The sequence below is a fragment of the Streptomyces sp. NPDC001493 genome (assembly GCF_053597235.1).
In genome coordinates this window covers 1-23,887 of sequence record NZ_JBSFHV010000045.1, presented here as the reverse complement: position 1 = coordinate 23,887, position 23,887 = coordinate 1, and the positions used below count along the sequence as shown (strand labels likewise).

Annotated in this window: 13 protein-coding genes; 7 read left to right on the top strand and 6 right to left on the bottom strand. The window is 72.7% G+C overall.

The window, feature by feature from the left end; genetic code table 11:
- Positions 1–64 precede the first annotated feature (64 nt).
- Together ACWCWD_RS35860 and ACWCWD_RS35855 are read left to right on the top strand one after the other, a co-directional pair.
- A complete protein-coding gene (locus ACWCWD_RS35860; RefSeq protein ID WP_450779653.1) occupies positions 65–11,047 on the top strand; it encodes an amino acid adenylation domain-containing protein in 10,983 nt (3,660 codons plus the stop codon).
- Positions 11,031–12,734: an ABC transporter ATP-binding protein gene (locus tag ACWCWD_RS35855; RefSeq protein WP_450779652.1), complete on the top strand. Its 1,704-nt coding sequence runs from the start codon at positions 11,031–11,033 to the stop codon at positions 12,732–12,734. The genes ACWCWD_RS35860 and ACWCWD_RS35855 overlap by 17 nt, the downstream gene beginning before the upstream one ends.
- Before the next feature lie 138 nt (positions 12,735–12,872).
- Here the strand turns inward: ACWCWD_RS35855 and ACWCWD_RS35850 are convergent, their stop codons facing one another.
- Positions 12,873–13,985 carry an alpha/beta hydrolase-fold protein gene (locus ACWCWD_RS35850; RefSeq protein ID WP_450779650.1) on the bottom strand — a complete coding sequence of 371 codons (1,113 nt, stop codon included), beginning with the start codon at positions 13,983–13,985 and terminating at the stop codon, positions 12,873–12,875.
- 255 nt (positions 13,986–14,240) lie between these two features.
- On the opposite strand from ACWCWD_RS35850, the gene ACWCWD_RS35845 reads away from it, so the two are divergent.
- Positions 14,241–14,453, top strand: a complete 213-nt coding sequence (locus tag ACWCWD_RS35845; protein WP_450779648.1) for an MbtH family protein — start codon at positions 14,241–14,243, stop codon at positions 14,451–14,453.
- Positions 14,454–14,562: 109 nt separating this feature from the next.
- On the top strand, positions 14,563–14,985 hold the full coding sequence (locus ACWCWD_RS35840) for a PPOX class F420-dependent oxidoreductase (protein ID WP_450779646.1): 423 nt from the start codon (positions 14,563–14,565) through the stop codon (positions 14,983–14,985).
- A gap of 121 nt (positions 14,986–15,106) precedes the next feature.
- Here the strand turns inward: ACWCWD_RS35840 and ACWCWD_RS35835 are convergent, their stop codons facing one another.
- From ACWCWD_RS35835 to ACWCWD_RS35820, 4 genes are all read right to left on the bottom strand, one after another.
- Entirely contained in the window at positions 15,107–15,853 is a 747-nt protein-coding gene (locus ACWCWD_RS35835) for an ATP nucleotide 3'-pyrophosphokinase (RefSeq protein WP_450779644.1), read from the bottom strand.
- Between the two features lie 260 nt (positions 15,854–16,113).
- The gene (locus ACWCWD_RS35830; RefSeq protein ID WP_450779642.1) at positions 16,114–17,121 is read right to left on the bottom strand and encodes a GNAT family N-acetyltransferase; all 1,008 of its coding nucleotides are present in this window, start codon (positions 17,119–17,121) and stop codon (positions 16,114–16,116) included.
- A gap of 155 nt (positions 17,122–17,276) precedes the next feature.
- Positions 17,277–18,116, bottom strand: a complete 840-nt coding sequence (locus tag ACWCWD_RS35825) for a class I SAM-dependent methyltransferase (RefSeq protein WP_450779640.1) — start codon at positions 18,114–18,116, stop codon at positions 17,277–17,279.
- 472 nt (positions 18,117–18,588) lie between these two features.
- Entirely contained in the window at positions 18,589–18,951 is a 363-nt protein-coding gene (locus ACWCWD_RS35820) for a DUF1304 domain-containing protein (protein WP_450779638.1), read from the bottom strand.
- Positions 18,952–19,644: 693 nt separating this feature from the next.
- Here ACWCWD_RS35820 and ACWCWD_RS35815 point away from each other — a divergent pair.
- From ACWCWD_RS35815 to ACWCWD_RS35805, 3 genes are all read left to right on the top strand, one after another.
- Complete coding sequence (locus tag ACWCWD_RS35815) at positions 19,645–21,195, top strand: Re/Si-specific NAD(P)(+) transhydrogenase subunit alpha (RefSeq protein ID WP_450779636.1); 1,551 nt, start codon at positions 19,645–19,647, stop codon at positions 21,193–21,195.
- A gap of 1 nt (position 21,196) precedes the next feature.
- Entirely contained in the window at positions 21,197–22,645 is a 1,449-nt protein-coding gene (pntB, locus tag ACWCWD_RS35810; protein WP_450779634.1) for a Re/Si-specific NAD(P)(+) transhydrogenase subunit beta, read from the top strand.
- A 147-nt stretch (positions 22,646–22,792) separates the two neighbouring features.
- Positions 22,793–23,746, top strand: a complete 954-nt coding sequence (locus ACWCWD_RS35805; RefSeq protein WP_450779632.1) for a 5'-nucleotidase — start codon at positions 22,793–22,795, stop codon at positions 23,744–23,746.
- Positions 23,747–23,758: 12 nt separating this feature from the next.
- Here ACWCWD_RS35805 and ACWCWD_RS35800 read toward each other — a convergent pair.
- Positions 23,759–23,887, bottom strand: a 129-nt coding sequence (locus tag ACWCWD_RS35800) for a potassium-transporting ATPase subunit C (RefSeq protein WP_450779682.1), incomplete at its 5' end; no start/stop codon positions are given.

Sequence of the window (23,887 nt, the reverse complement as noted above, 5' to 3'; positions counted from 1 at the left end):
ACCCAGCCCGGACCGTGCCCGTTCCGAGCCAACTCTCCAACCCGGAAGGGACGATGAGTCTTCGATGATGGACCCCCACGCCCGCCTCGTGCCGCTGTCTCCCGCGAGCCTGGCCGTCGTGCGCCGGCGAACCGGTGACTACTCCGACACCACCATCACCGAGGCCTGCGCCATCGGCCTGGCGTACTGGGCCACCGGCCGGAGCCCCGAAGGCATGGACCTCGGCCCGGCCACGCTCTTCCCCGATGTCCTCGGCTGGGTGCACAACGGCGGCGCGGGGAGCGCCGGTTGGTCAGTGGGAGAGGACGGCCGGAGCATTGTCGTCCCCGAAGACGTAGAGCCGGCCGAGGTACGCGGCGCGCTGGACGATCTCCTCGACTTCCCCGACCGGCCCCTCGGTACGATCACCGCCTCCGGCGCCCCGGCCAGGGCCGAACTGCTGGCACGGTGGAACGACACCGACGCCGAACGGGACCGCCCGACCCTCGTGGAGATGTTCCGCGAGCAGGTGCGCACCCGGCCGGACGCCATTGCCGTCGTCGACGAACACCGTTCCCTGACGTATCGCCAAGTAAACTCATTGAGCTGCCAGTTGGCTCACCACCTGATCGGGCGCGGACTCGGCCCCGAGGAGGTCGTCGGCATCTCGCTCGGCCGGTCCGCGGACATGGTGATCGGGCTGCTCGCGGTACTCCGGGCGGGAGGCGCCTTCGTACCGCTCGACCCGCAGTGGCCGGCCGCCCGCCGGAGCGTCGTCATCGAGGACGCCCGTGCCGTCCTCCAGCTCAACGACTCCGGGGTACGGCCCGAGGGCGAGCCGGAGGCCGTCGCCGTCGACCTCGGCGACTGGGGCTACGGCTCCGAGCCCGCCGACGGGTTCCACACCACGGTGTCCGGGGCGGCCCTCGCCTACGTGATCTTCACCTCCGGCTCGACCGGACGGCCCAAGGGTGCGATGATCCGGCACGAGGCGATCAGCGAACGCCTCCTCTGGCAGAGCCGCGAGATCCTCGGCTTCGGCCACGACGACGCCTCGCTCTTCAAGGCACCGCTCTCCTTCGACATCTCGATCAACGAGATCTTCCTGCCCCTGGTGACCGGTGGCCGGCTCGTCGTCCTGCGGCCCGGCGGCGAACGCGACCCGCACCACCTGCTGAGCGTGATCGCCGAGCAGCGCGTCACCTTCACCTACCTGGTCTCCTCCATGCTGGACGTCCTGCTGGAGATGTCCGGCGACTCCGGCCGGCTGGACAGCCTGCGGCACGTGTGGTGCGGCGGCGAGGTGCTCACCCCGGAGCTGTACGAACGCTTCCGCACCAAGCTCGACATCCCGCTCTACCACGGCTACGGCCCCGCCGAGACGACCATCGGCGTCTCCCACGTCATCTACCGCGGCGCCGCCGAACGCCTCTCCACCTCCATCGGCAAGGCCAACCCCAACACGAAGCTGTACGTCCTCGACGACGAGCTGCGCCCGGTCCCCGTCGGCGTCGGCGGCGAACTCTACGTCGGCGGCTTCCTCCTGGGACGCGGCTACGTCAACGCCCCCGGCCTCACCGCGTCCCGGTTCGTGGCGAACCCCTTCGCCGACGACGGCTCCCGGCTCTACCGCACCGGCGACCTCGCCCGCTACGCCCCCGACGGCTCGCTCGACTTCCTCGGCCGCGCCGACAACCAGATCAAGATCCGCGGCATGCGGCTGGAGATCGAGGACGTGGAAGCCGGCCTCGCGGAACACCCCTCGGTACGCCACACCTGTGTCGTCGCGAAGAAGAACACGGCGGGCGGCACCTACCTGGTGGGATACGTCATCCCCGCCTCCGGGGCCGAGCACCTGCGGGGCGACGAGGTCCGGGCCTGGGCCGAGGAGCACATGGTGGAGTACATGGTGCCCACCCACGTGGTCGTGATGAAGGAGTTCCCGCTCACCGCGAACGGCAAGCTCGACCGCAAGGCCCTGCCCGAACCCGCCGTCGCGACCGGCTCGTACGTCCCGCCCGCCACCGACGAGGAACGTGCCGTCTGCGCGGCCGTCGCCACGCTGCTCCGACTGGACGAGGTCGGCGTCGACCAGGACTTCTTCCGCCTCGGCGGCGACAGCATCCTGGCCATCTCCCTGCTGAGCGCACTGCGCGAAGCGGGCCTCCACGTCACCGCCCGGCAGATCTTCACCCACAGCGTCATCGGGGCGCTGGCCTCCGTCGCGAGCCGCGAGGACGTGTCCGCGCCCGTCCACCGCGACGTGGCCACCGGCGAGGTCACCGGATCGCCCATCCTGCGGTGGCTCGGCGAGACCACCGACGCGGTCGACGGCTTCGTGCAGTCGGTGGTGCTGAACGTCCCCGCCGGACTGACCGCCGATGCCCTCGACGAGATCCTCACCGCCCTGGTCCGGCGGCACGACATGCTCCGTGCCCGGCTGGTACGCGGCGACCACTGGAGCTTCGACGTCCCCGAGGCGGACGGAGCCGCCGCGGGGTGGCAGGAGAGCGACCTGCCGCAGGAGGAGTGCCTCGCCCTCGCGACCGACGCGCTCGACCCCGACGGCGGCGTGATGCTCCGCGCTGTCTGGCGCCCCGCCGCCCGCCAACTCGTCCTCGTCGTCCACCACGTGGTGATCGACGGCGTGTCCTGGCGGGTCCTGATGGACGACCTGGCCACGGCGTGGCGCCAGTGGTCCTCCGGCGCGCCGGTCGAACTGCCCCCGGTGCGCTCCTCCTTCAGGCACTGGACGGAACTCCTCGCCCGGACGGACTTCGACGCGGACCGCGCGTACTACCAGCGCCCCCTGCCGGGAGTGGACGGACCGGTCGGCCGCCGGGCGCCGTCCGAGACCGACACCGTCGACCGGGAACGCACCCGGACCGTCACGCTCGGTCCCGGCCCCACCGCCGCGCTGCTGGGCGACATCCCCGCGAAGTTCCACGCGGGCGTCAACGACGTCCTGCTCACCGCGCTCGCCGTCACCCTCGCCCGGTGGCGCCGCGACCTCGGGCAGGACCAGACGTTCGCCCACGTCGAGCTGGAGGGACATGGCCGCGAAGGACGGTTCGTGACCGGATCCGAGCCCGAACTCTCCCGCACGGTCGGCTGGTTCACCACTCTCTTCCCGGTGACCGTGGACCCCGGTCCGGCCGACGACCTCACCGCGCCCGGCTACCTCGCCACCGCGCTCAAGGCCGTCAAGGAGAACCTCGCCCAGGTCCCGGCCAACGGCCTCTCCTACGGCGTGTTGCGCCACCTGACCGGCACCGCCTTCGACACGCCCGCACCCCAGGTGCTCTTCAACTACCTGGGCCGCTTCGACGCGGAGACCTCCGGCGACTGGCGGCTCTCGGGAAGCACCGGGCAGCTCGGCGAGCGGCGCGACCCCCGAATGCGGCTGCCGCGCGCCCTGGAGTTCAACGCGATCGCGGAGGCCTCGTCCACCGGCGCCTACGAACTCGTCACCACCCTCTCCTGGCCCGACGGGATGTTCACCGACGAGGACATCGACACCCTCGGCACCTACCTGGGCGAAGCGCTCACCGGCCTGGCCGCCCTCCAGGAGGGCGGCCACACCCCCAGCGACTTCCCCCTCGTACCGCTCACCCAGGCGGACGTCGACGCCCTGGACACGCCGGAACTCCGCGACATCCTGCCGCTGACCCCGCTCCAGGAAGGCCTCTACTTCCACTCCGTCTTCGACGACGACTCGGCGGGCGCCTACGTCGAACAGCAGCTGCTGACCCTCGACGGCGAGGTGGACGCCGACCGCCTGGAAGCGGCGGCGACGAGGCTCCTCCAGCTCTATCCGAACCTCGCCGCACGGTTCACCGCCCTCGCGGACGGCCGGGTGGTGTCCGTCCTGGAGAGCGGGATCCGGGCGCCCTTCACGGTGCTGGAGCGGCCCGGGATCACCGACACCGAGATCCGCGACCTCGCCGAGCGGGACCGCCGAGCCGGATTCGACCTGGCCACCGGCCCGTTGATGCGCTACACCCTGGTCCGCGCCGGTTCCGGGCGGACCGTGCTGGTGCAGACCGTGCACCACATCGTCGCCGACGGCTGGTCGGTACCGCCGATGCTCCGCGCGCTGCTGGCCGAATACCACGCGCCCGGCACGGAGTACCGGACCGACGGGTTCGCCGACTACGTGCGCCACCTCGCCGGACTCGACGAGGCGGAGAGCGACCGGGTGTGGCGGGAGGAACTCGCCGGACTCCCGGGCCCCTGCCAGGTCGCCCCGGACCACACCCCGTCCGACCGGTTCGCCGACGCCGTCGAAGAGGGTGCCGGCCTCGGCACGGACGTCGACGCCGCCGCCCGCTCGGCCGGCGTGCCCCTGAGCGTGGCCGTGCACAGCGCCTGGGCCCTGACCCTCGGCGGCATCCTGCACGGTACGGACGTGGTGTTCGGCTCCACCGTGTCCGGACGCGACGCGGACGTCCCCGGCATCGAGAACATGGTCGGGCTCTTCATCAACACCGTCCCGGTACGCGCCCGTTGGTCCGACACCACCACGGCCCGCGAACTGCTCGCCGCCGTCCGGGAGCACCAGAGCGCGGTCCTGCCGCACAGCCACGTCTCGCTCGCCAGGACCGGGCGCCTGGCCGGCCACGGCACCCTCTTCGACACCCTCGTGGTGTTCGACGTCGCGACCGACGTGGACGCGCTGCGGCGCCCCGGCGACGACCTCGCCATCACCGCCATCGAGAACGAGGGCGCCCCGCACTACCCCCTGACCCTCGTCGTCGAACGCACCCCCGACGGGCGCGTCCGCTTCAACCTCGTCCACGACCGTCAACTGCTCCGCGAGGCCGGCGCCCGAGAGATCCTGCGCACCTTCACCCGCACCCTCACCGCCCTGCTCACCCGGCCGGGCGCCCCGGTCCGCGCACTGGAGCACCCGGAGCACCGGCCCGTCGAACCGACGGCCCCGACGACGCTCGGCGGACTCTTCGACGCCGCCGCACGCCGCGACCCTGCCGCCACCGCCGTCACCGCATGCGCCCTCGACGGCACCACCCGCTCCCTGACCTACGGCGAACTCGCAGCCGCCCGAGACGCGTTGGTTCCCCTGCTGCGCGCGGCCGGAGTCCGGCCCGGCAGCCGGGTCGCCGTCGCGGTCCCGCGCTCGGTGGAACAGGTGGTGGCCCTGGTCGCCATCGTCACCGCCGGGGGAGCGTACGTACCGCTGGACCTGGCGTACCCGGACGAGCGTCTCGAACACGTCCTCACCGACGCCGCCCCGCAGGTCGTCCTCGCCGCACCCGGCGGGCGGGACCGCTTCACCGGGCTGCTCCGCCGGACCGGAGGGGACCCCGCCCGCCTGCTGGTGCTCGGCGAAGAACCACGCGGTACGGAGCCATCCCACACGGAGCCACCGCGCACCGAACCTCCCGCTCCCGACGGGGTGCGGACCGAGGCCGGCCCGCACGACCCCGCCTACGTCATCTACACCTCCGGATCGACCGGCCGGCCCAAGGGCGTCGTCGTCCCGCACTCCAGTGTGGTGACCCTGCTCGCCAACACCCGTCCCGCCATGGACTTCGGCCCCGACGACGTCTGGGTCCAGTTCCACTCGTACTCCTTCGACTTCGCCGTCTGGGAGCTGTGGGGCGCGCTGGCGCACGGCGCGGAACTGCTGGTGCCGGAGTACGCCCTGACCCGTTCCCCGGTGGACTTCCACCGGCTGGTCCGCGAACGCGGGGTCACGGTCCTCAACCAGACCCCGTCCGCCTTCTACCAGTTCATCGAGGCCGACCGGCACGCCGGGGAACCGGCCACCGCGCTCCGCCGGATCATCTTCGGCGGCGAGGCACTGGACCTCGGACGGCTGCGCGACTGGGCCGAGCGGCACGGCACCGCCACGCCCGAACTGGTCAACATGTACGGCATCACCGAGACCACCGTCCACGTCACCCACCGGGTGCTCACCGACGAGGACTTCGGCGGCGGCGACACCAGTCCCATCGGCGGCCCCGTCCCCGGCCTGACCACCCACCTCCTCGACGACCGGCTCCGCCCGGTGCCGCCCGGCCGGGTGGGCGCCATCTACGTCGCGGGCGACCAGGTGTCCCTCGGCTACCTCGGCAGGCCCGGACTCACCGCCGGCCGCTTCGTCGCCGACCCGTTCGCGGCCGACGGCTCCCGCATGTACCACACCGGCGACCTCGCCCGCCGCACCCTCGGCGGAGAGCTGGAGTTCGTGGGCCGCGCCGACGACCAGGTGCAGCTGAAGGGCTTCCGCATCGAGCTCGGCGAAGTCGAGTCCGCGATCCGGGAGTTCGACGGCATCACCGACGCGGCCGTCACCCCCGCCGAGACCGGCGACCACCTGGTCGCCCACGTGGTCGGCCGGGCACCCGGCGACCTCGCCCGCCTGCTCGCCGCGAAGCTGCCCGCCCACATGGTGCCGGGCCGGGTCCTCACCCTCGACGCCCTGCCGCTCACCGTCAACGGCAAGCTCGACCGCAAGGCCCTGACCGAGCGCGCCGCACGGGACCAGGACACCACCCACGTGGCCGCGAGCACCCCGGCGCCCGACGCGCTCGTCACCCTCGACGCGCTCGTCACCCTCTTCGCCGAGACCCTCCCGGAACCCGACGTCGACGCGGACACCGACTTCTTCACGGCCGGCGGCGACAGCATCGTCGCCATCACCCTGATCAACCGGGCCAGGGCGCTCGGCCTGCCCATCGCACCCCGCGACGTCTTCCTCCACCGCACCCCGCGCGCGCTCGCCGCGCACCTGGACACCCGGACGCCGCTGCTCCCCGCCGTGCACGGGCCCGTCCGTCCGCAGGACGGCCCGCTCCACCCGACGCCGATCGTGCTGCGCCAGCGCGAACTGGGCGGCTCCCTCGACCGGTTCGCCCAGGCCCGCACGCTCACCGCCCCCGACGCCACCACCCCCGCCGACGTCCGGCGCGCCGCCGACACCCTGCTCGCCGCGCACCCGGCCCTCCGGCTGCGGCTGCGCACCGACCACGGGGTGTGGTCCCTCGCCACCGAACCCGCCGCCACCGCCACCGTCCTGCTCCCGGACACCACCGACCCGACCGCCGCGGCGGACGAGGCCGCCGCAGGGCTCGACCCCTCGGCCGGGCACGTCGTCGCGTTCTCCTGGATCGGGGAGACCCGCACCGTCGTGGTCACCGCCCACCACCTCTGCGTCGACGCGGTCTCCTGGCTGATCCTGCTGGAGGACCTGGCCACCGCCCTGCGCGGCGAGACCCTGGCGCCGCCGACCACCCCCTTCGCCGAGTACGCCGAAGCGCTGACCGCCCGCTCCGCCGAAGCCACCGACGGCCTCGGCCACTGGCTCACCACCCTCGACGCCCCCGCCCCGCTGCCCCCGGCCACGGCGCTGCGCGTACGGACGACCGTGCTCCCGCCGGAGACCGGCGACCGGGTCACCCGCACCGCGCCCGCCGCCCTCGGCACCGGAATCACCGAACTGCTCCTCGGCGCACTGCGCACCGCGCTCACCCGGATCCAGAACGAGCCCACCGACCTCGCGATCGACCTCGAACACCACGGCCGCGTCCCCTCCCGCGACCACCACGACTACTCCCGTACGGTCGGCTGGTTCACCGCCGTCGCACCCGTACGCCTCACCGCGCACACCGACCCCGTCGCCGCCGCCCGCGAAGCCGCGACGCGCCGGCCCGACGAGGACGAACACCTCGGCTACGGTCTGCTCCGCCACCTCAACCCGCAGACCGGCCCTCTCCTGACCGCCCGCCCGCACCCCCAGGTGCTCTTCAACTACCTGGGCCGGGGCAGCGAGTCGGAGGCGCTCCGCCTCACCCCGGGGGACCAGGGCAGCCCGTACGCCGTCGAGGTCAACGCCTGGACCGACAGCACCACCGGCGCCCTGCACGCGGAATTCACCCTCGCCGACTCCGTCCCCGACACGATCACCGAGCACTGGCGGCGCGCGCTGGAGGAGATCGCCGACGCCTCCACGACCGCCGAGCGCACCGCACCGGTCACCCCGCTCCAACGCGGCCTCTACTTCCAGGCCCAGCTGGCGGGCACCGCCGGACACTACGTCGCCCAGAGCTGGTTCACCTTCGACCGGCGCCTGGACACCGACGCCCTCGCCGGGGCGATGGCGCACGTGATCGCCCGCCACCCGGTCGTCGGCGCCGGCTTCACCACCGACGACGACGGCAACCCCGTCCAGGTCCTCGCCGCCGGCCGGCGCGTCCCCGTGCGCACGGTCTCCCTGACCACGGAGGCCGAGACCGACGCCCTGCGCGCCCGGGACCGCGACACCGGATTCGACCCCGGCGAACCACCCCTGATCCGGCTGACCGTGGTGCGGATGCCCGACGGCCGCGACGGCCTGCTGCTCAGCTACCACCTGCTGCTCTGGGACGGCTGGTCCCGCGAGACCGTCCTCCGCGACCTCTTCGACGCGTACCGGGCGATCCTCGCCGGGGAGCCTCTGGACCCGGCCCCCGCCACCCCCTCCTTCGAGGACCACGCCCGCGCGCTCGCCGCCAAGGACCCCGCCCTCTCCACCCGCTTCTGGGCCGGCCACCTGGCCGGACTCACCGGCCCGACCCTGCTCGCCGGACCGGACCCCTCCTTCCCGGACGAGCTGCCGCGCGCCCTCACGCAGACCCTCACCCCCGAAGCGTCCGACCTCCTGCGCGAGGCCGCCAGGACCCACGGCGTCACCCTGAACTCCGTCCTCACCGGCGCCTTCGGCCTCCTGCTCGGCGCGCACACCGGCCGCACCGACGCCGTGTTCGGCGTCACCGTCTCCGGCCGCGAGGGCGAGGACACCTCCGGCATCGTCGGCGTGCTCCTCAACACCGTGCCCCAGTGGACCCGGCCCCGCCCGGACGACACCGCCGGCGCCTACCTCACCGCCGTCCAGCGGGCACGCGTCGAGGCGATGGAACACGAACACCTCGGGCTCGGCGAGATCCAGCGGGCCGCCGGACACGACAGCCTCTTCGACAACCTCTTCGTGCTCCAGAACTTCCTGGACATGGACGCGTTCGCCGCGATGAACACCCGGCACGGCATCACCTCGGTGAAGGCCGACGACTCGACCCACTACCCCTTCACCTGGGTCGTCACCCCGGGCGACCGCCTCACCGTCAAGCTGGAGTACCGCGACGACGACACCGAGGGCGCCAGCCGCCTGCTGACCGGCTACCTGCGCGTGCTCGACGCCCTGGCCCGCTCCACCGGCCCGCTCGGCGCGCTCCCCGGCCTCGGCGACACGCCCGCGCCGGCCGCCGTCACGGAGATCGGCACGGACACCGTCGTCGACCGGTTCGACCTGGCCGCCGACCGCGACCCGCGGCGGACCGCGCTCGTCGCCCACGGCGCCACGATGACCTTCGCCGAACTCAGGGACCGAAGCCGTGCCCTCGCGGGCGTGCTCGCCGCACGCTCCATCGGCCCCGAGACCACCGTCGGCCTCGCCCTCCCGCGCTCCCTCGACTCGATCGTGGCGCTCTTCGCCGTACTGCGCACCGGCGCCGCGTACGTACCACTGGAGCTCGACCACCCCGACGAACGGATCGCCGCGATCGTCGCCGACGCCCGGCCCGAGGTCACCCTCACCGTCAGCGCCGTCGCACCCCGGCTGACCGGCGAGCTGATCGCACTCGACCGCCCGCTCCCCGACGCCGAACCCCTCGTCACCTTCGCCCCCGACGACCCGGACCGCCTGCGGCACCCCGCGTACACCATCTACACCTCCGGATCGACCGGGAAGCCCAAGGGCGTGGTGACCGAGTACGTCGGCCTCACCAACATGCTGATCAACCACCAGCGCCGCATCTTCGAGCCGGTCCTCGCCGAACACGGCCACCGGACCTTCCGGATCGCGCACACCGTCTCGTTCGCCTTCGACATGTCGTGGGAGGAACTCCTCTGGCTCGCGGACGGCCACGAGGTGCACATCTGCGACGAGGAGCTGCGCCGCGACGCCCCCCGGCTCGTCGCCCACTGCCTCGAACACGGCATCGACGTCATCAACGTGACCCCGACCTACGCCCAGCAACTGGTCGCCGAAGGCCTGCTCGACGACCCCGCGCACCGACCCGCGCTGGTCCTGCTCGGCGGCGAGGCCATCACCCCCGCCCTCTGGCAACGACTCGCCGCCACCGACGGCACCGTCGGCTACAACCTCTACGGGCCCACCGAATACACCATCAACACCCTCGGCGTCGGCACCTTCGAATGCCAGGACCCGGTGGTCGGCGTTCCCATCGACAACACCGAGGTGTACGTACTCGACCCGTGGCTGCGCCCCCTGCCGGACGGCGTCCCCGGCGAGCTGTACGTGAGCGGCGTCGGCATCGCCCGCGGCTACCTCGGGCAGTCCGCCCAGACCGCGCACCGCTTCGTCGCCTGCCCGTTCGGCGAACCCGGCACGCGGATGTACCGCACCGGGGACCTGGTGCTCCGGCGGCCCGACGGGAACCTGAACTACCTCGGCCGTACCGACCAGCAGGTCAAGATCCGGGGCCACCGGGTCGAACTCGGCGAGGTGGAGGCCGCGTTCGCCGCCCACCCGGCGGTGCGTTTCGTCGCAGCCGTCGCCCAGCCCGACCCCCAGGTCGACGGAGCCCACCGGCTCGCCGCCTATCTGGTGCTCGACGCTCCCGACGCCGGCGGATCCAGCGCCGACCTCGCCTCGGTCGCCGCCGACGTGGGCGCCGCACTGCCCGACTTCCTGCGCCCGACGCACTACGCGCAGGTCGACGCCATCCCGCTCACCGTCAACGGCAAGGCCGACACCAAGGCCCTGCCCGAGGCCAAGCCCCTCGGCGTTCTCACCACGGCCGGCGAGCGCGCCCCCGAGGGCGAAACGGAGACCCTGGTCTGCGAGTTCTTCGCCGAGGCACTGGACCTGGACGACGACGAGGTCAGCGCCGTGAGCGATTTCGTGTCCCTCGGGGGACACTCCATGCTGGCGGTGCGGCTGATCGGGCTGCTCCGCCGGGAGTACGGACCCGTGATCACCATCCGTGATCTGCTCACCCTGCGAACCCCGGAAGCGATTGCGCGCCACCTTGAAGACAACAGCTGACACCCAGCGGCCCCGCCAGGGCGCCGACATCCTGCGGACCGCCCTGCGCCGCAACATCGGCGCCATGGCCTGGGGCACCGTCCTCATGGGCCTCTACCAGGCCGGTGAGACGGCGTTCCCCATCGCGCTCGGTCTGATCGTCGAGCACACCCTGCAGGAACGCAGCCCCGGCAGACTCCTGCTGTCGATCGGCGCGCTGGCCGTGATCATCACGACCGTGTCGCTCTCCTGGCGGTTCGGGATGCGCATCCTGCAGAAGGCCAACACGACCGAGGCACACCACTGGCGGGTCCGCGTCGCGGCCTGCGGACTCCAGCCGGTGGCCCGGGACATGGACCTGAAATCCGGCGAGGTGCTGACCATCGCCACCGAGGACGCGGACCAGACCGCCGACATCATCGAGGTGGTGCCGCTGCTGGTCAGCTCGGTCGTCGCGATCCTCGTCGCGGGGACCGCGCTCGGCCTGGCCGACCTGCGGCTCGGCCTGCTGGTCTTCGTGGGAGCCGCCGCGATCCTCTCGGTCCTCGGCGTGATGTCGAAACGGATCGGCGCGAGCACCAAGGAGCAGCAGGCCCGGGTGGCGCGGGCGGGCGCGAAGGTCGCCGACCTGATCACCGGCCTCCGCCCGCTGCACGGCTTCGGCGGCAACCACGCCGCGTTCCGGTCCTACCGGAAGGTCAGCACCGAGGCGAAGCACCAGGCGATCACCGTCGCCCGGGTGAACGGAGCCTACGCGGGCGCCTCGTTGGCCCTCAACGCGGCTCTCGCCGCCATCGTGACCCTGGCCGCGGGCTGGCTCGCCTTCGACCGGCAGATCACCGTCGGGGAACTCGTCATGGCGGTCGGCCTGGCGCAGTTCATCATGGAACCGATGAAGCTGTTCTCGGAGATGCCGAAGTACGTGATGATGGCGCGCGCCTCCGCGGAGCGGATGGCGCTGGTCCTCGACGCCCCGCCGCTCGCGGCCCCGGGCACGGGAAGCCCCGAGCCCGGCGGCGGCCTGGAGATCGACCGCGTCCGCCACGGCTCACTGCGCGAACTCAAGTTGCAGGTCGCCGCAGGGGAGTTCGTTGCGATCGCCGCCTACCAGCCGCGCGCCGCCGCCGAGTTCGCGGCGATCCTGGCGCTGAACGTACCGCCCCACGCGTACGAGGGAGTGGTGCGGCTCGGCGGCCAGGAGATCGGCGACCTGCCGGCCGAGGCGGTACGCGCGCACATGCTGGTGAACCCGTACGACGGGGAGATCTTCGCCGGCACGCTCCGTACCAACATCGACCCCTCCGGCACCAGCCGCATGATCCCGGAGGCCGTCGAGGCGTCCCTGCTGACCGACGTCGTCGCCCTGCACCGCGAAGGACTGGACCACGCCGTCCGCGACCGGGGCGCCAACCTCTCCGGAGGACAGCGCCAACGGCTCTCGCTGGCCCGGGCGCTGGCCGCCGACAGCGACATCCTGGTCCTGCACGACCCGACCACGGCGGTCGACGCGGTCACCGAACAGCTCGTCGCCCGCAACGTGGCCGAGCTGCGCCGGGGCCGCACCACGGTCGTACTCACCAGCAGTCCGGCCCTGCTGGACGCCGCCGACCGGGTGCTCGTCCTGGACGACGGCGTCATCACCGCCGAGGCCACCCACCGCCACCTCCTCGCCACCGACGAGGCGTACTGCCGGGCCGTGGCGCGATGACGCGGTGACCCTGCCGCCGGGGCCGCCGGGGCCGGGGCCGCCGGGACCGCCGGGGCCGTCGGAGCGGCGGGGCGGCGGGGCGGTCGGGCGGCGGGCGGCGGGGCGGTCGGGCGGCCGGGCGGCCGGGTCGGCCGGGGCTCAGCCCAGCGCCCAGGCGACGTCCCTGAGCAGGGCGTGCCGCCAGCCGACCCGGTCGTGCCCCGAGGGCGACCGCGAGACCCGTACGGTCGCCCCGGCCGCCTCGGCCAGCGACTCGACCGCCTCGCAGTGGGGAAGCATCCGCGTCTCGTGCTCGCCCACGTCGAACGCGACACGCAGCCCGGACAGGCCGGGGTGCTCCCGCAACCGGGCTGCCAGGGCGCCTCCGGGCGGCCCGCCCAGCGGGTCCGCCGCGCCCACGGCGTCCGGCGACCACCAGAACGACCCCGACTGCACCGCGACCCGTGACACCAGCTCCGGGAAGTCCAGCGCCGCGTGGAGCGCGCTCAGCCCGCCGAGGCTCTGCCCGACCGCCACCAGCCGGCCCGGGTCACCCGGCACACCGGACTCCGCCACCAACGGCAGCAGTTCGTCGCGGACCGCCTCCCACAGCGCCGGCCGGCACCCGAACTCCGCCTCCCGGTCCTTCACCGGCAGAAAGACCAGCGTGACCGGAGGCATCCCGCCCGCGGCCACCGCAGAGTCGAACGCGGTGGTGGCCGGATGCAGATGGAGCCAGTCGTCCCCGTCGAGCAGCAGCACCAACGGCCCGCCGCCGCCCGCCGGATGCACCCGTACGGTGCGGCGCCCGCCGAGCCGCTCGCTCGCCCAGCGCAGCCGGGTACGCGGAAGGGGCAGCACGTCCTCCGCTCCGACCAGGGGCCAGTGCGGCTGCGGCGGGGCGTCCGGGGCCGCGGCCAGCGAGCGGTCACCGCCGGCGCCCGCCGGGTTGAGCGGATCGGCGTACGCCCCGTCGTCCGTGAGGAGTTGGTAGGTCACCCGCAGCCGCTCGGGCATCGCCACCTCGGCGTACCAGCAGTCCGTGTCGCCGAAACGGCGCAGAGGCACCGGCTCCGACCAGCTCTCGAAGACGATGCGCGCGGGGGACCCGCGCCACAGGAAGAGGGTCACCCAGCCGCCGCCGGCGGACGGCACCGCAACGGGACTGCGCGCCGCCGCCCAGAACGCCTCGGTCCCCGGACTGCCCGGCAGCCCGAAGTCCGCGAAGGACGGGGGACGGTGGGCCGCGAGGTCCAGGGAGGCGCCCGTCACGGCCGGCCGGCCGAGCGGTGGCGGCCCGTGGTCCGGCGGAACGCGCCCAGCGGCGGGCGGGCTCCGTCCCCGGTTCGGAAGCGTTCGGTCGCGGGAGGCATCAACGTCTCCTTGTGAGAGGGAAGTCGAAAGGCTAGGCTCACGGCGATTAGGTTACCCTAACCTAATGATTCCGCCGCGGGTGGACGTCGGCACGGCCGCGAACCACCCGCTCGACACGGCCGCCCGGCCGGTCCGCCGAGGAGGCGCTGACACATGAGCACCAACCCGTTCGACGACCCCGAAGGCCGCTTCCTGGTCCTGGTGAACGACGAGGGCCAGCACTCGCTCTGGCCGTCCTTCGCCGAGGTCCCCGGAGGGTGGGCCATCGCCTTCGAAGAGAACACCCGGGAAGCGTGCCTGGAGTTCGTCGAGACCAACTGGACCGACCTGCGCCCCCGTTCGCTCGCCGCGACCATGGACGCCTGATGCCTGATGCCTGATGCTGGTCCCGGCCGCCGACGCCGTTGCCTGACGCCCGGCCCGCCTCGACGTGTGCCGGGGAATGGATCGCGCCGGGGCCCGGTTGACGCCGCACATGACGTTATTCAAAGGCTTCGCCCCCGCCACCGCCGAGCTCCTCGACGGCAAGAACTTCGCCACCCTCGCCACCATCAACCCCGACGGGAGTCCGCAGACTTCGGTGGTCTGGTTCGAGCGTGAGGGCGACACGCTGCTCATCTCCGTGACCTCCGCACGGAAGAAGGCCCGGAACATCGAGCGCGACCCGCGTGTCAGCCTCACGGTCTTCGATCTGGGCAACCCGTACCGGTCGGCCGAGATCCGGGGCACCGCCGAACTGCTGCCCGACCCGGACAAGGCGCTGCCGAAGCGGCTCTCGCAGCGCTACCTGGCGGAGGACCCGCCTGCCGAGGGTCCCGAGGAGAGGCGGCTGATCGTCCGGATCACCCCGGATCGGGTGAACGACTTCGCGGCCGAGGTCTCCGGGCCCGACGCGTAGTCGACCCCTGTTGCCGAGCCGGGCCGGCGCCTCCTGAGGGGGCCGGCCCGGCGTGCTCGCCCGCCACCATCGGTCCCCGCGGCCGCGGTTGCTGTTCCGTGGCCGCCGGGGCCCGGCGTGGTCACACGGGCGCCGGCAGCGTCCTTACGGTCCCCGGGGCGGTGAGGGACTCGGCGCCGCTCGGCACGGGCACGGCGGCGAAGAGCGCGTCCTGCTCCCGCTGCAACTGCTGCTTGCGCGCGGCGCTGGTGGAGGGGAGCCGCTGCTCCTCGTACAGCTTGTGGGTGGCCTCCTGTGCGTGCTTGCTGGCGGGGGTGTGGAACTGGATCTCGAACAGCTGCCCCGAACGGGGCGCCCGCCAACCGGTGTTGAGGGCCTTGTAACCGCTCGTGCGGCCCCAGGTGTTCGACCACTTGGTGCTGTCGTTGCCGAAGGCGTCGAGCGTGTTCGAAACATCGGTGACGCCGGCCGTGTACGCGGCGTCCTGCCACTGCACGGTGTAGCGCACGGCGTCGCTGATGCCCGCCAGTACCGTGTCGACGTTGCGGCCCGCATCCCCGACGAGCGCGGTGGCGACCTTCCGCTTCAGGGAGTCGGGCGACTTCAAGCGCTGGTCGAAGCCGATGATCTCCGCGCCCGAGAGGGCGGCGGCGGTGCGGACCTGGACGCTGATGGTGCGCTCCGCCTGCCGGGCGTGGTCGAGGTAGGCGTCGACCTTGTTGTTCTGGTCGGCCGTCAGGCTGAGTCCGCCCTCTCCTTTCCAGCCCTGAGGCTCGTCGGCCGCGGCCACCGAACCCAGGGAGAGGACGGCGGTGACGGCGACGGCGACGGCCGTCCGGCCGAAGGCGGGACGGGTGCTGATGTTCATGCGGCGTTACCGGTCTTTCTGGTGCGGGGGAAGTGATCCCGGTCCGTCGGACGGATCACCCCCTGCAAACGATCATGACCGTCGGGGGTCACGTCCCGCACCGCACCGGAGGTCCGCGCCCCTCGGACGCTTTGGGCAGCTCCGGGCCGATCCCGGACGCCCCCCGGGCCGTCGCGGCGGCCCGCGCCGCCGTACACGGCCATCCGCGCCGCCGTACACGGCCCCCGCCCGGGAGGACACCGCCCGGGCGGGGGCCCGCCTCATTCCGCTTCCCAGTCCCAGGTGTCGAAGTACGCCGTCTCGCCCGACCGCCGGGCACCGTCGATGGCCAGCAGCCTGCGGTAGTCGCCGTCGGGCATGTGGTCCCGCCACTCCTCCAGCGGCCGTACCCGTACCTCGTCGTGCTCCGCCGGATCCAGGACGATCGCCTCGATCTGACGCCGGGTGAGACGCCCGCCGTCGAAGACACACCCGAAGGTGCTGTACGGCCACTGGGCGCCCGGCAGGCCGTAGACGGCGGCCAGCAGACGGCGGGGAGGCCCGCCGACGATGATCCCGGTCTCCTCCCGGCACTCGCGCACGGCCGTACCCCAAGGGCGCTCGCCCGGGTCCATCGTGCCGCCGGGAACCTGCCACGGGTGCGAGGAGGAGTACACCGCGTGCAGTTGCAGGGGATGGCCGTCCTCGTCGGTGAAGTACAGCCCGGCGAAGCCCGTGGCATGCATGACCGTCTCCGCGAACTGCGCGGTCGACAGCCCCGCCGCGTCCCCGGGCCGACGGACGGGGGCCCGGGTCATCCGCAGCAACGCCGCGTCGCGGAAGAAGCCGAACCGCTCGTAGAACGGCACCGATTCGCCGCCGCTGTGGAGCGCGTACTCGGTGACGCCCAGCTCCTCCAGATGCCGCAGCAGAGCGCCCAGCGCGGCACTGGCATAGCCGCGCCCACGGTGGGCGGGCTCGGTGGCGACGGCGTCCACGTGTGCCGCGAGGCCCTCGGGGGAGTCGCGCGAGGGAAAGACCGGATGCACCAGGGCGAGCGCGCAACTGGCCAGCCCGCCGCCCGCAGGCGCGTCGACCACGTAGGCCACCGCGCTGCCGGCCGCCGTGAGACGGGCCGCCAGGAGGGTGCGGGTCGCGGCGAGCCTCTCCGGCGAAAGCGGCTCGGGGCAGGTGTGCGCCGACTTCAGCCGCGCGATCTCCGCCGCGTCGCCGGGAACGGCGGGCCGGGGCTCGGGAACGGCGAAGGGCTGGGCGGCAACGGCCGTCACGCACCGGTCCCCGGCACCGTCCGGCCGGCGCGAACGCGGCACCGGGCCGTGGTCCCGGTTCGGGGCGTCCGGCAACGCGCATTCGGCGTGCCCCGGAAGGGAGCGGCGGGCGCGGGCCGGCAGTGCGGTGGGCTGCTCTCCGGCAGCTTCGCCCCTCACGCGAGGTCTCCCGGCCGCCTGGCGGGACGCACGGTGAACACGCTCTCCTCGGTCAGCGGGCCGAGAGCGGCGTGGGCGGCGAGGAGCCGGCGCGCGTCGTCCTCGAACGCGGCATGCCGGTCACCGAAGAGCGCCGGACCGGCGAACGAGGTCGTCGCGAGGTACCCCGACACCTGATCCGGTGTCCAGACGCGGGTCACCGGGAACTCGTGCACGCTCACCCGGCTGAACGCCGATCCGGCCAGATCCTCTTCGTACGGGCGGTACGGCTCCGCGTACGCGCCGGTCGTACCGGCACGACGGACGGGGCCGAGGTACGACTGGATCAGCGACCGCAGGGCGCGCGTCCAGTCGGCGTCGTGCGTCCACAGGCTGCCGTCACCCATCACCGCGAAGACGGCGCCGGGAGCGGCCACCCGGTCCGCCATCGCCAGGACGGCCTGCCGGTCCATCCAGTGGAAGGCGCGGCAGCACGTGATCAGGTGCGGACGACGGTCCGCGTCCACCGGCCCGAAGTCCTCCGCCCGGCCCGCGAACCCGGTGACGCGCGACGCGCCCACTTCCGGCAGCAGGGCGTCGAGCGCCGCACGCATCCGTTCACGGCTCGTGTCCACCACGGACACATGGGACGGAGTCAGCGACTCCAGTATGGACAAGGGAACTTGGCCGGTCCCCGTCCCGAGGTCCAGCAGCACCGGGGCGGTTACCCCGGTGAGTGCCGCGGCGAGGAGCCGGGCCGCCTCCGGCGGTACACCGGGCCGGTGACTCGCGTAGGCGCGCGCGGCCCCGAAGCGGTCCGGCGGCGGTGAGCCCCGGTCCGTGCGGTCTTCCGTCATCAGCGGTGTTCCTCCTTGGGGCGTGCGGGGGCGGCCCGCGGCGCCGGCGCCGTACGGGCCGGGGCGGCCGACGGCCGGTGGGTGAGGGACACCCACCGCATGGTGAACGGATGTTCCTGGCTCGCGGTCACGGACATCCGCCCCGACTCGCCGTACGGACGTGCCCGGTGCTCCGCCGCACGCCCGCCGACCCGGCCGCCGGATCGCCCGCAGGCCCAACGCACGTCGCGGAGAAGCCGGAGGAAGGGCCGTCGGCCCTCCTGCCGAAAGCCGACCCGTGGCCGGAGCCCGGTGAGGGGACGGGCCCGGGTGAGGGGACGGGCCCGGGTGAGCGGACGGGAAGAAGGCACCGTCGGCGGAGCAGGGCAGAACGAGCGGGAGCCGGGCGCCTTCCCCATCGTGGGGGAGGGCCCGGAACCCCTGGCCCGGCCGGAATCCTCGGCCCGGCCGGGGCAGCACCCCGACAGACCGCTCAGCCGGCCAGCAGAACGGCGCCGAGCGCCAACGCGCCCGGCAGCGCCTGGGCCGTGAGGATGCGCCGGTTGGCGGTGAAGCCGCCGTACAGGCCTGCGACGAGCACGCAGACGAGGAAGAACACCTGGACCCGGAAACCGGTCGGGTCCCCGGCGAACAGCCCCCACACGAGTCCCGCCGCGAGGAAACCGTTGTAGAGGCCCTGGTTCGCGGCCAGCGGCACGGTGGCCCGGGCCATCTCCGCGTCAAGGCCGGAGAGTTCACGGCCGGGCTTCTTCTCCCACAGGAACATCTCCAGAACCAGGATGTACACGTGCAGTGCGGCCACCAGGGCGACCAGCACGTTCGCGGTGATCTCCATGCGCGTCTCCGTTCTCTCTTCGACTTCGGCATCGAGTCGTCTGCGCGTACGCCCCGTTGACCGACGCGTAGCCGTGCGTCGGTGGCGGACACCGGGGCCCGCCCGCCGCGATCCCCCGTCCGCGCGCCGGGTGGAGGCGCCTTCCGTACGCATGCGGCGCCACCGGCCGAGGCGCCGGAGCGAGCCGGCCCCCGTGCGGTCCCGCTGCTCGGAACCGTCGTCTCCCGGCACGCGATCCCACCGCCCGCGCGAAGCGTACAGCGGGGTGATCACCCGAGACGCGGGGGAGGGCGACCCGGGCCGCGCCGGGCGGGTACACGCAGGGCGACGGCGGCCGTCGCGGGACACGGAGCCGTCGCCGCGCCCGTCGGTCTCATCGGTAGACGCGCCAACGGCGCCATGCAGAACGGGAGTTCACGGTGCACGGTGCCGGTGGGGCCGAGTCCGCCGGATCGTCGCCACGGTCGCGGACCGGGCCGCACCGTCACGACGGCCGCAGGAATCCACCGTTCCCGGTGGCCGTCCACCCCCGGCGGGCTACCGCCCGACGGGTACGGCCGTCAACCCGCATCCTGTGTGCCGATCCACGCCCGAACCAGGTCTGGTGTCACCCCGGTCGAACGGGGCAGCATCAGACCCCCGCCCCCTCGCCAACCGTGCACGGCGGCCCACGTTTCCGAAGGAGCCCTATCCATGCGCATCGGAGTGACTCGCGAGCCGACCGGGGAGACCCGTGTGGCCGCGACACCCACGACCGTCAGACAGCTCATCGCCCTCGGCTACGAACTGGTCGTCGAGTCCGGAGCGGGCGAGCTCTCCGCCTTCACCGACCTCGCGTACACCGCGGCCGGAGCCGTCGTGGGCACCGCGAACGAGGCGTGGAGCGCGGACATCGTCCTGCGCGTCAACGGCCCCTCACCGGATGACGTCGACAAGCCGAAGGACGGCGCCTACCTCGTCTCCACACTGGCTCCCGCACTCAACCCCGGCCTCGTGGACGCCCTGGCCGAACGGGACATCACCGTCCTGGCCATGGACGCCGTCCCGCGCATCAGCCGCGCCCAGTCCCTGGACGTCCTGTCCAGCATGGCCAACATCGCCGGCTACCGCGCCGTGATCGAGGCCGCCCACGAATTCGGCCGGTTCTTCACCGGCCAGGTCACCGCCGCCGGAAAGGTCCCGCCGGCCAAGGTACTCGTCGCCGGCGCCGGAGTCGCGGGCCTCGCGGCGATCGGCGCCGCGTCCAGCCTCGGCGCCGTCGTACGCGCCACGGACCCGCGCCCCGAAGTCGCCGACCAGGTCAAGTCACTCGGCGGCGAGTACCTCCCGGTCGTCGTCGACGAAGAGGCCCAGCAGTCCGGCGACGGCTACGCCAAGGCCACCTCGGACCTCTACGACGCCGCCGCCCGCGAGCTCTACTCCGCCCAGGCCGCCGACGTCGACATCATCATCACCACCGCCCTCATCCCCGGACGCCCGGCCCCCCGGCTGATCACCGAAGCCGACGTCGCCACGATGAAGGCGGGCTCCGTGATCGTCGACATGGCCGTCGCACAGGGCGGCAACGTCGCCGGCAGCGTCGAGGGCCGGAAGGTCGTCACCGGCAACGGTGTGACCATCCTCGGTTACAGCGACCTGGCGGGCCGTCTCCCCACCCAGGCAAGCCAGTTGTACGGCACCAACCTCGTCAACCTGCTCAAACTGCTCACGCCCGGAAAGGACGGCGAAGCCGTCCTCGATCTCGACGACCCCGTCCAGCGCGGCATCACGGTCGTCCGCGCCACCGGGGACGGACGGGGCGAGAAACTCTGGCCGCCGCCCCCGGTCCAGGTCAGCGCCGCCCCCGCGACCGCGCCCGCCGCCACGGTGGCCGCGACACCGCAGCGGAAGCCCCTGGCCGGCCCCGCGAAACTCGCACTCGTCCTCACCGGAATCGCCCTGCTCTGGCTCGTGATCGCGTTCGCCCCGGCGCCGATCCCGCAGAACTTCACCGTACTCACCCTGGCCGTCGTCATCGGCTACTACGTCATCGGCAAGGTCCACCACGCGCTCCACACGCCCCTGATGAGCGTCACCAACGCCATCTCCGGGGTCATCGTCGTCGGAGCGCTGGTCCAGGTCGGGCTCGGCGGGCACACGATCCAGGCGCTGGCCGGCCTCGCGACCCTGCTCGCCTCCGTCAACATCGTCGGCGGCTTCGCGGTCACGCGCCGCATGCTCGCCATGTTCAGCAAGGGGAACTGACGTGACCGCAGCCTCGATCTCCACCGCGGCGTACCTCGTCGCCGCCCTGCTCTTCATCCTCTCCCTGGCGGGCCTGAGCAAGCACGAGACAGCCCGGCAGGGCTGGGCGTACGGAGTGGCCGGCATGGCCGTCGCCCTCGCCGCCACCATCGGGCTGACCCTCCACGACACCTCGGTACGGGGTGCGACCGCGCTCGTCCTCGCGATCTCCCTCGCCGTCGGCGCCGTCATCGGGCTCTGGCGCGCCCGCGTGGTCAAGATGACCGGCATGCCCGAACTGATCGCGCTGCTGCACTCGTTCGTGGGCCTCGCCGCCGTGCTGGTCGGCTGGGCCTCCTACATCGAGGTCGAACGCCACGGCGAGGGAGGCTTCTCCGGATCGCTCCTGAGCATCCACCACGCCGAGGTCTCCCTCGGCATCTTCATCGGCGCCGTCACCTTCACCGGCTCGATCGTCGCCAACCTCAAGCTGAGCGCGAGGATCAAGTCCGCCCCGCTCGTGCTGCCCGGCAAGAACATCCTCAACCTCGGCGCGCTGCTCGCCTTCGTGGTCCTCACCGTCCTCTTCGTCGCCCGCCCGACGCTCTGGCCGGTCATCGCGGTGACCGCGATCGCTCTGCTCTTCGGATGGCACCTGGTCGCCTCGATCGGCGGCGGAGACATGCCCGTCGTGGTCTCCATGCTCAACAGCTACTCCGGCTGGGCGGCCGCCGCGAGCGGCTTCCTGCTCAACAACGACCTGCTCATCGTCGTCGGCGCGCTGGTCGGCTCCTCGGGCGCCTACCTCTCGTACATCATGTGCAAGGCCATGAACCGCTCGTTCGTCTCCGTCATCGCGGGCGGCTTCGGGATCGAGGCGCCCGGGAGCGGCGGCGACGACGGACAGGGGGAGCACCGCGAGACCAACGCCGACGAGACCGCCGAGCTCCTGGCCGGCGCCTCCCGAGTGGTGATCACCCCCGGCTACGGCATGGCGGTGGCCCAGGCGCAGTACCCGGTCGCCGAACTGACCCGCCTCCTGCGATCCCGGGGCGTCGACGTCCGGTTCGCCATCCACCCGGTCGCCGGCCGCCTGCCGGGCCACATGAACGTGCTGCTCGCCGAAGCCAAGGTGCCCTACGACATCGTGCTGGAGATGGACGAGATCAACGACGACCTCGCCGGCACCGACGTCGTCCTGGTCATCGGCGCCAACGACACCGTCAACCCGGCCGCCATGGACGACCCCGGCAGCCCGATCGCCGGCATGCCGGTCCTGCGGGTCTGGGAGGCCGCGAACGTCGTCGTCTTCAAGCGGTCGATGGCCAGCGGATACGCCGGAGTGCAGAATCCCCTCTTCTTCCGCGAGAACACCGCCATGCTCTTCGGTGACGCGAAGACCAGGAGCGACGAGATCGTGGCCGCCCTGGCCGTGCTCGCCGGCACCCGCGTGGCACCCGTCCCCGCCTGAGAGACCTGCCCGCCCCCGCCGCAGTGCCCGGCGCGGGCGGGCGGTCTTCCGGCACACGGACCGTCCGGCGGACACCCGTCGGCACCAGCGATGAACCCCGGTGCGAAGATGCGACGACATGAGGAGTCGGCCGACCAAGGGATTGCTGTGGGCTACGAACTTTCGAACCGGCTCGTCGTCGGGATCGCGTCCAGCGCTCTCTTCGACCTGACCGAGTCGGACGCCATCTTCCGCGAACACGGCGAGGAAGGCTACCGCGGCTACCAGGAGAAGCACCGGGACGACGAACTCCGGCCGGGAGTGGCGTTCCCGTTCATCCGCCGTCTGCTGTCGCTCAACAGCCTGAGCACCGCCGACGACCCGCTGGTGGAGGTCATCGTGCTGTCCCGCAACGATCCCGACACCGGACTTCGGGTCATGCGCTCCATAGAGTCCCACGGGCTGCCCATCAGCCGGGCCATCTTCAGGCAGGGCCGATCTCCGTACAACTTCATGCCCGCGCTCAACATGTCGCTGTTCCTGTCGGCGAACGGGCAGGACGTCCGAGGGGCCGTCTCCTCCGGTCTGGCGGCCGGACACGTCCTGGGCACGCCGCACGAGGACGACTCGGACGACGACGACCTGCGCATCTCCTTCGACTTCGACGGCGTACTCGCGGGCGACGAGTCGGAGCAGGTCTTCCAGACGGGCGGGATCGAGGAGTTCCGCGCCCACGAGACGAGGAACGCCGCGATCCCGCACGACGCCGGGCCGCTCAAGGAATTCCTCGCCGGCGTGAACCGCATCCAGCAGCGCGAGGAGGAGGAACGCCGGAGGAACCCCGACTACCGGATCCGTCTCCACGTCTCGATCGTCACCGCGCGGAACGCACCCGCCCACGAGCGCGCGGTCACCAGCCTGAAGGGATGGGGCCTGAGGGTCAACGACGCCTTCTTCCTCGGCGGCATCGACAAGGGCGAGATCATGAAGATCCTCAGACCGCACATCTTCTTCGACGACCAGGAGACCCACCTGGTCAGCACCTCGCGGACGACGCCCAGCGTCCACGTCCCGTTCGGGAAGATCAACGAGGTCGCCGGGGCCGACCGCCGTCCCGCCTGACCGCGGTGCGTGTCACCGCCCGAAGAGTTCCTTCAGCGCGATGTTGAGCTGGAGGACGTTGACGCGGGGTTCCCCGATGAAGCCGAGGATGCGTCCGCTGGTGTGGTCGTCGACGAGCTTGGTCACCTGGTCGACGCCGAG

Coding starts and splice junctions, on each gene's coding strand:
- ACWCWD_RS35860 (WP_450779653.1), top strand. CDS start 65: ATGATGGACCCCCACGCCCGCCTCGTGCCGCTGTCTCCCGCGAGCCTG.
- ACWCWD_RS35845 (WP_450779648.1), top strand. CDS start 14,241: ATGAGCACCAACCCGTTCGACGACCCCGAAGGCCGCTTCCTGGTCCTG.
- ACWCWD_RS35840 (WP_450779646.1), top strand. CDS start 14,563: ATGACGTTATTCAAAGGCTTCGCCCCCGCCACCGCCGAGCTCCTCGAC.
- ACWCWD_RS35835 (WP_450779644.1), bottom strand. CDS start 15,853: ATGAACATCAGCACCCGTCCCGCCTTCGGCCGGACGGCCGTCGCCGTC.
- ACWCWD_RS35825 (WP_450779640.1), bottom strand. CDS start 18,116: ATGACGGAAGACCGCACGGACCGGGGCTCACCGCCGCCGGACCGCTTC.
- ACWCWD_RS35820 (WP_450779638.1), bottom strand. CDS start 18,951: ATGGAGATCACCGCGAACGTGCTGGTCGCCCTGGTGGCCGCACTGCAC.
- ACWCWD_RS35815 (WP_450779636.1), top strand. CDS start 19,645: ATGCGCATCGGAGTGACTCGCGAGCCGACCGGGGAGACCCGTGTGGCC.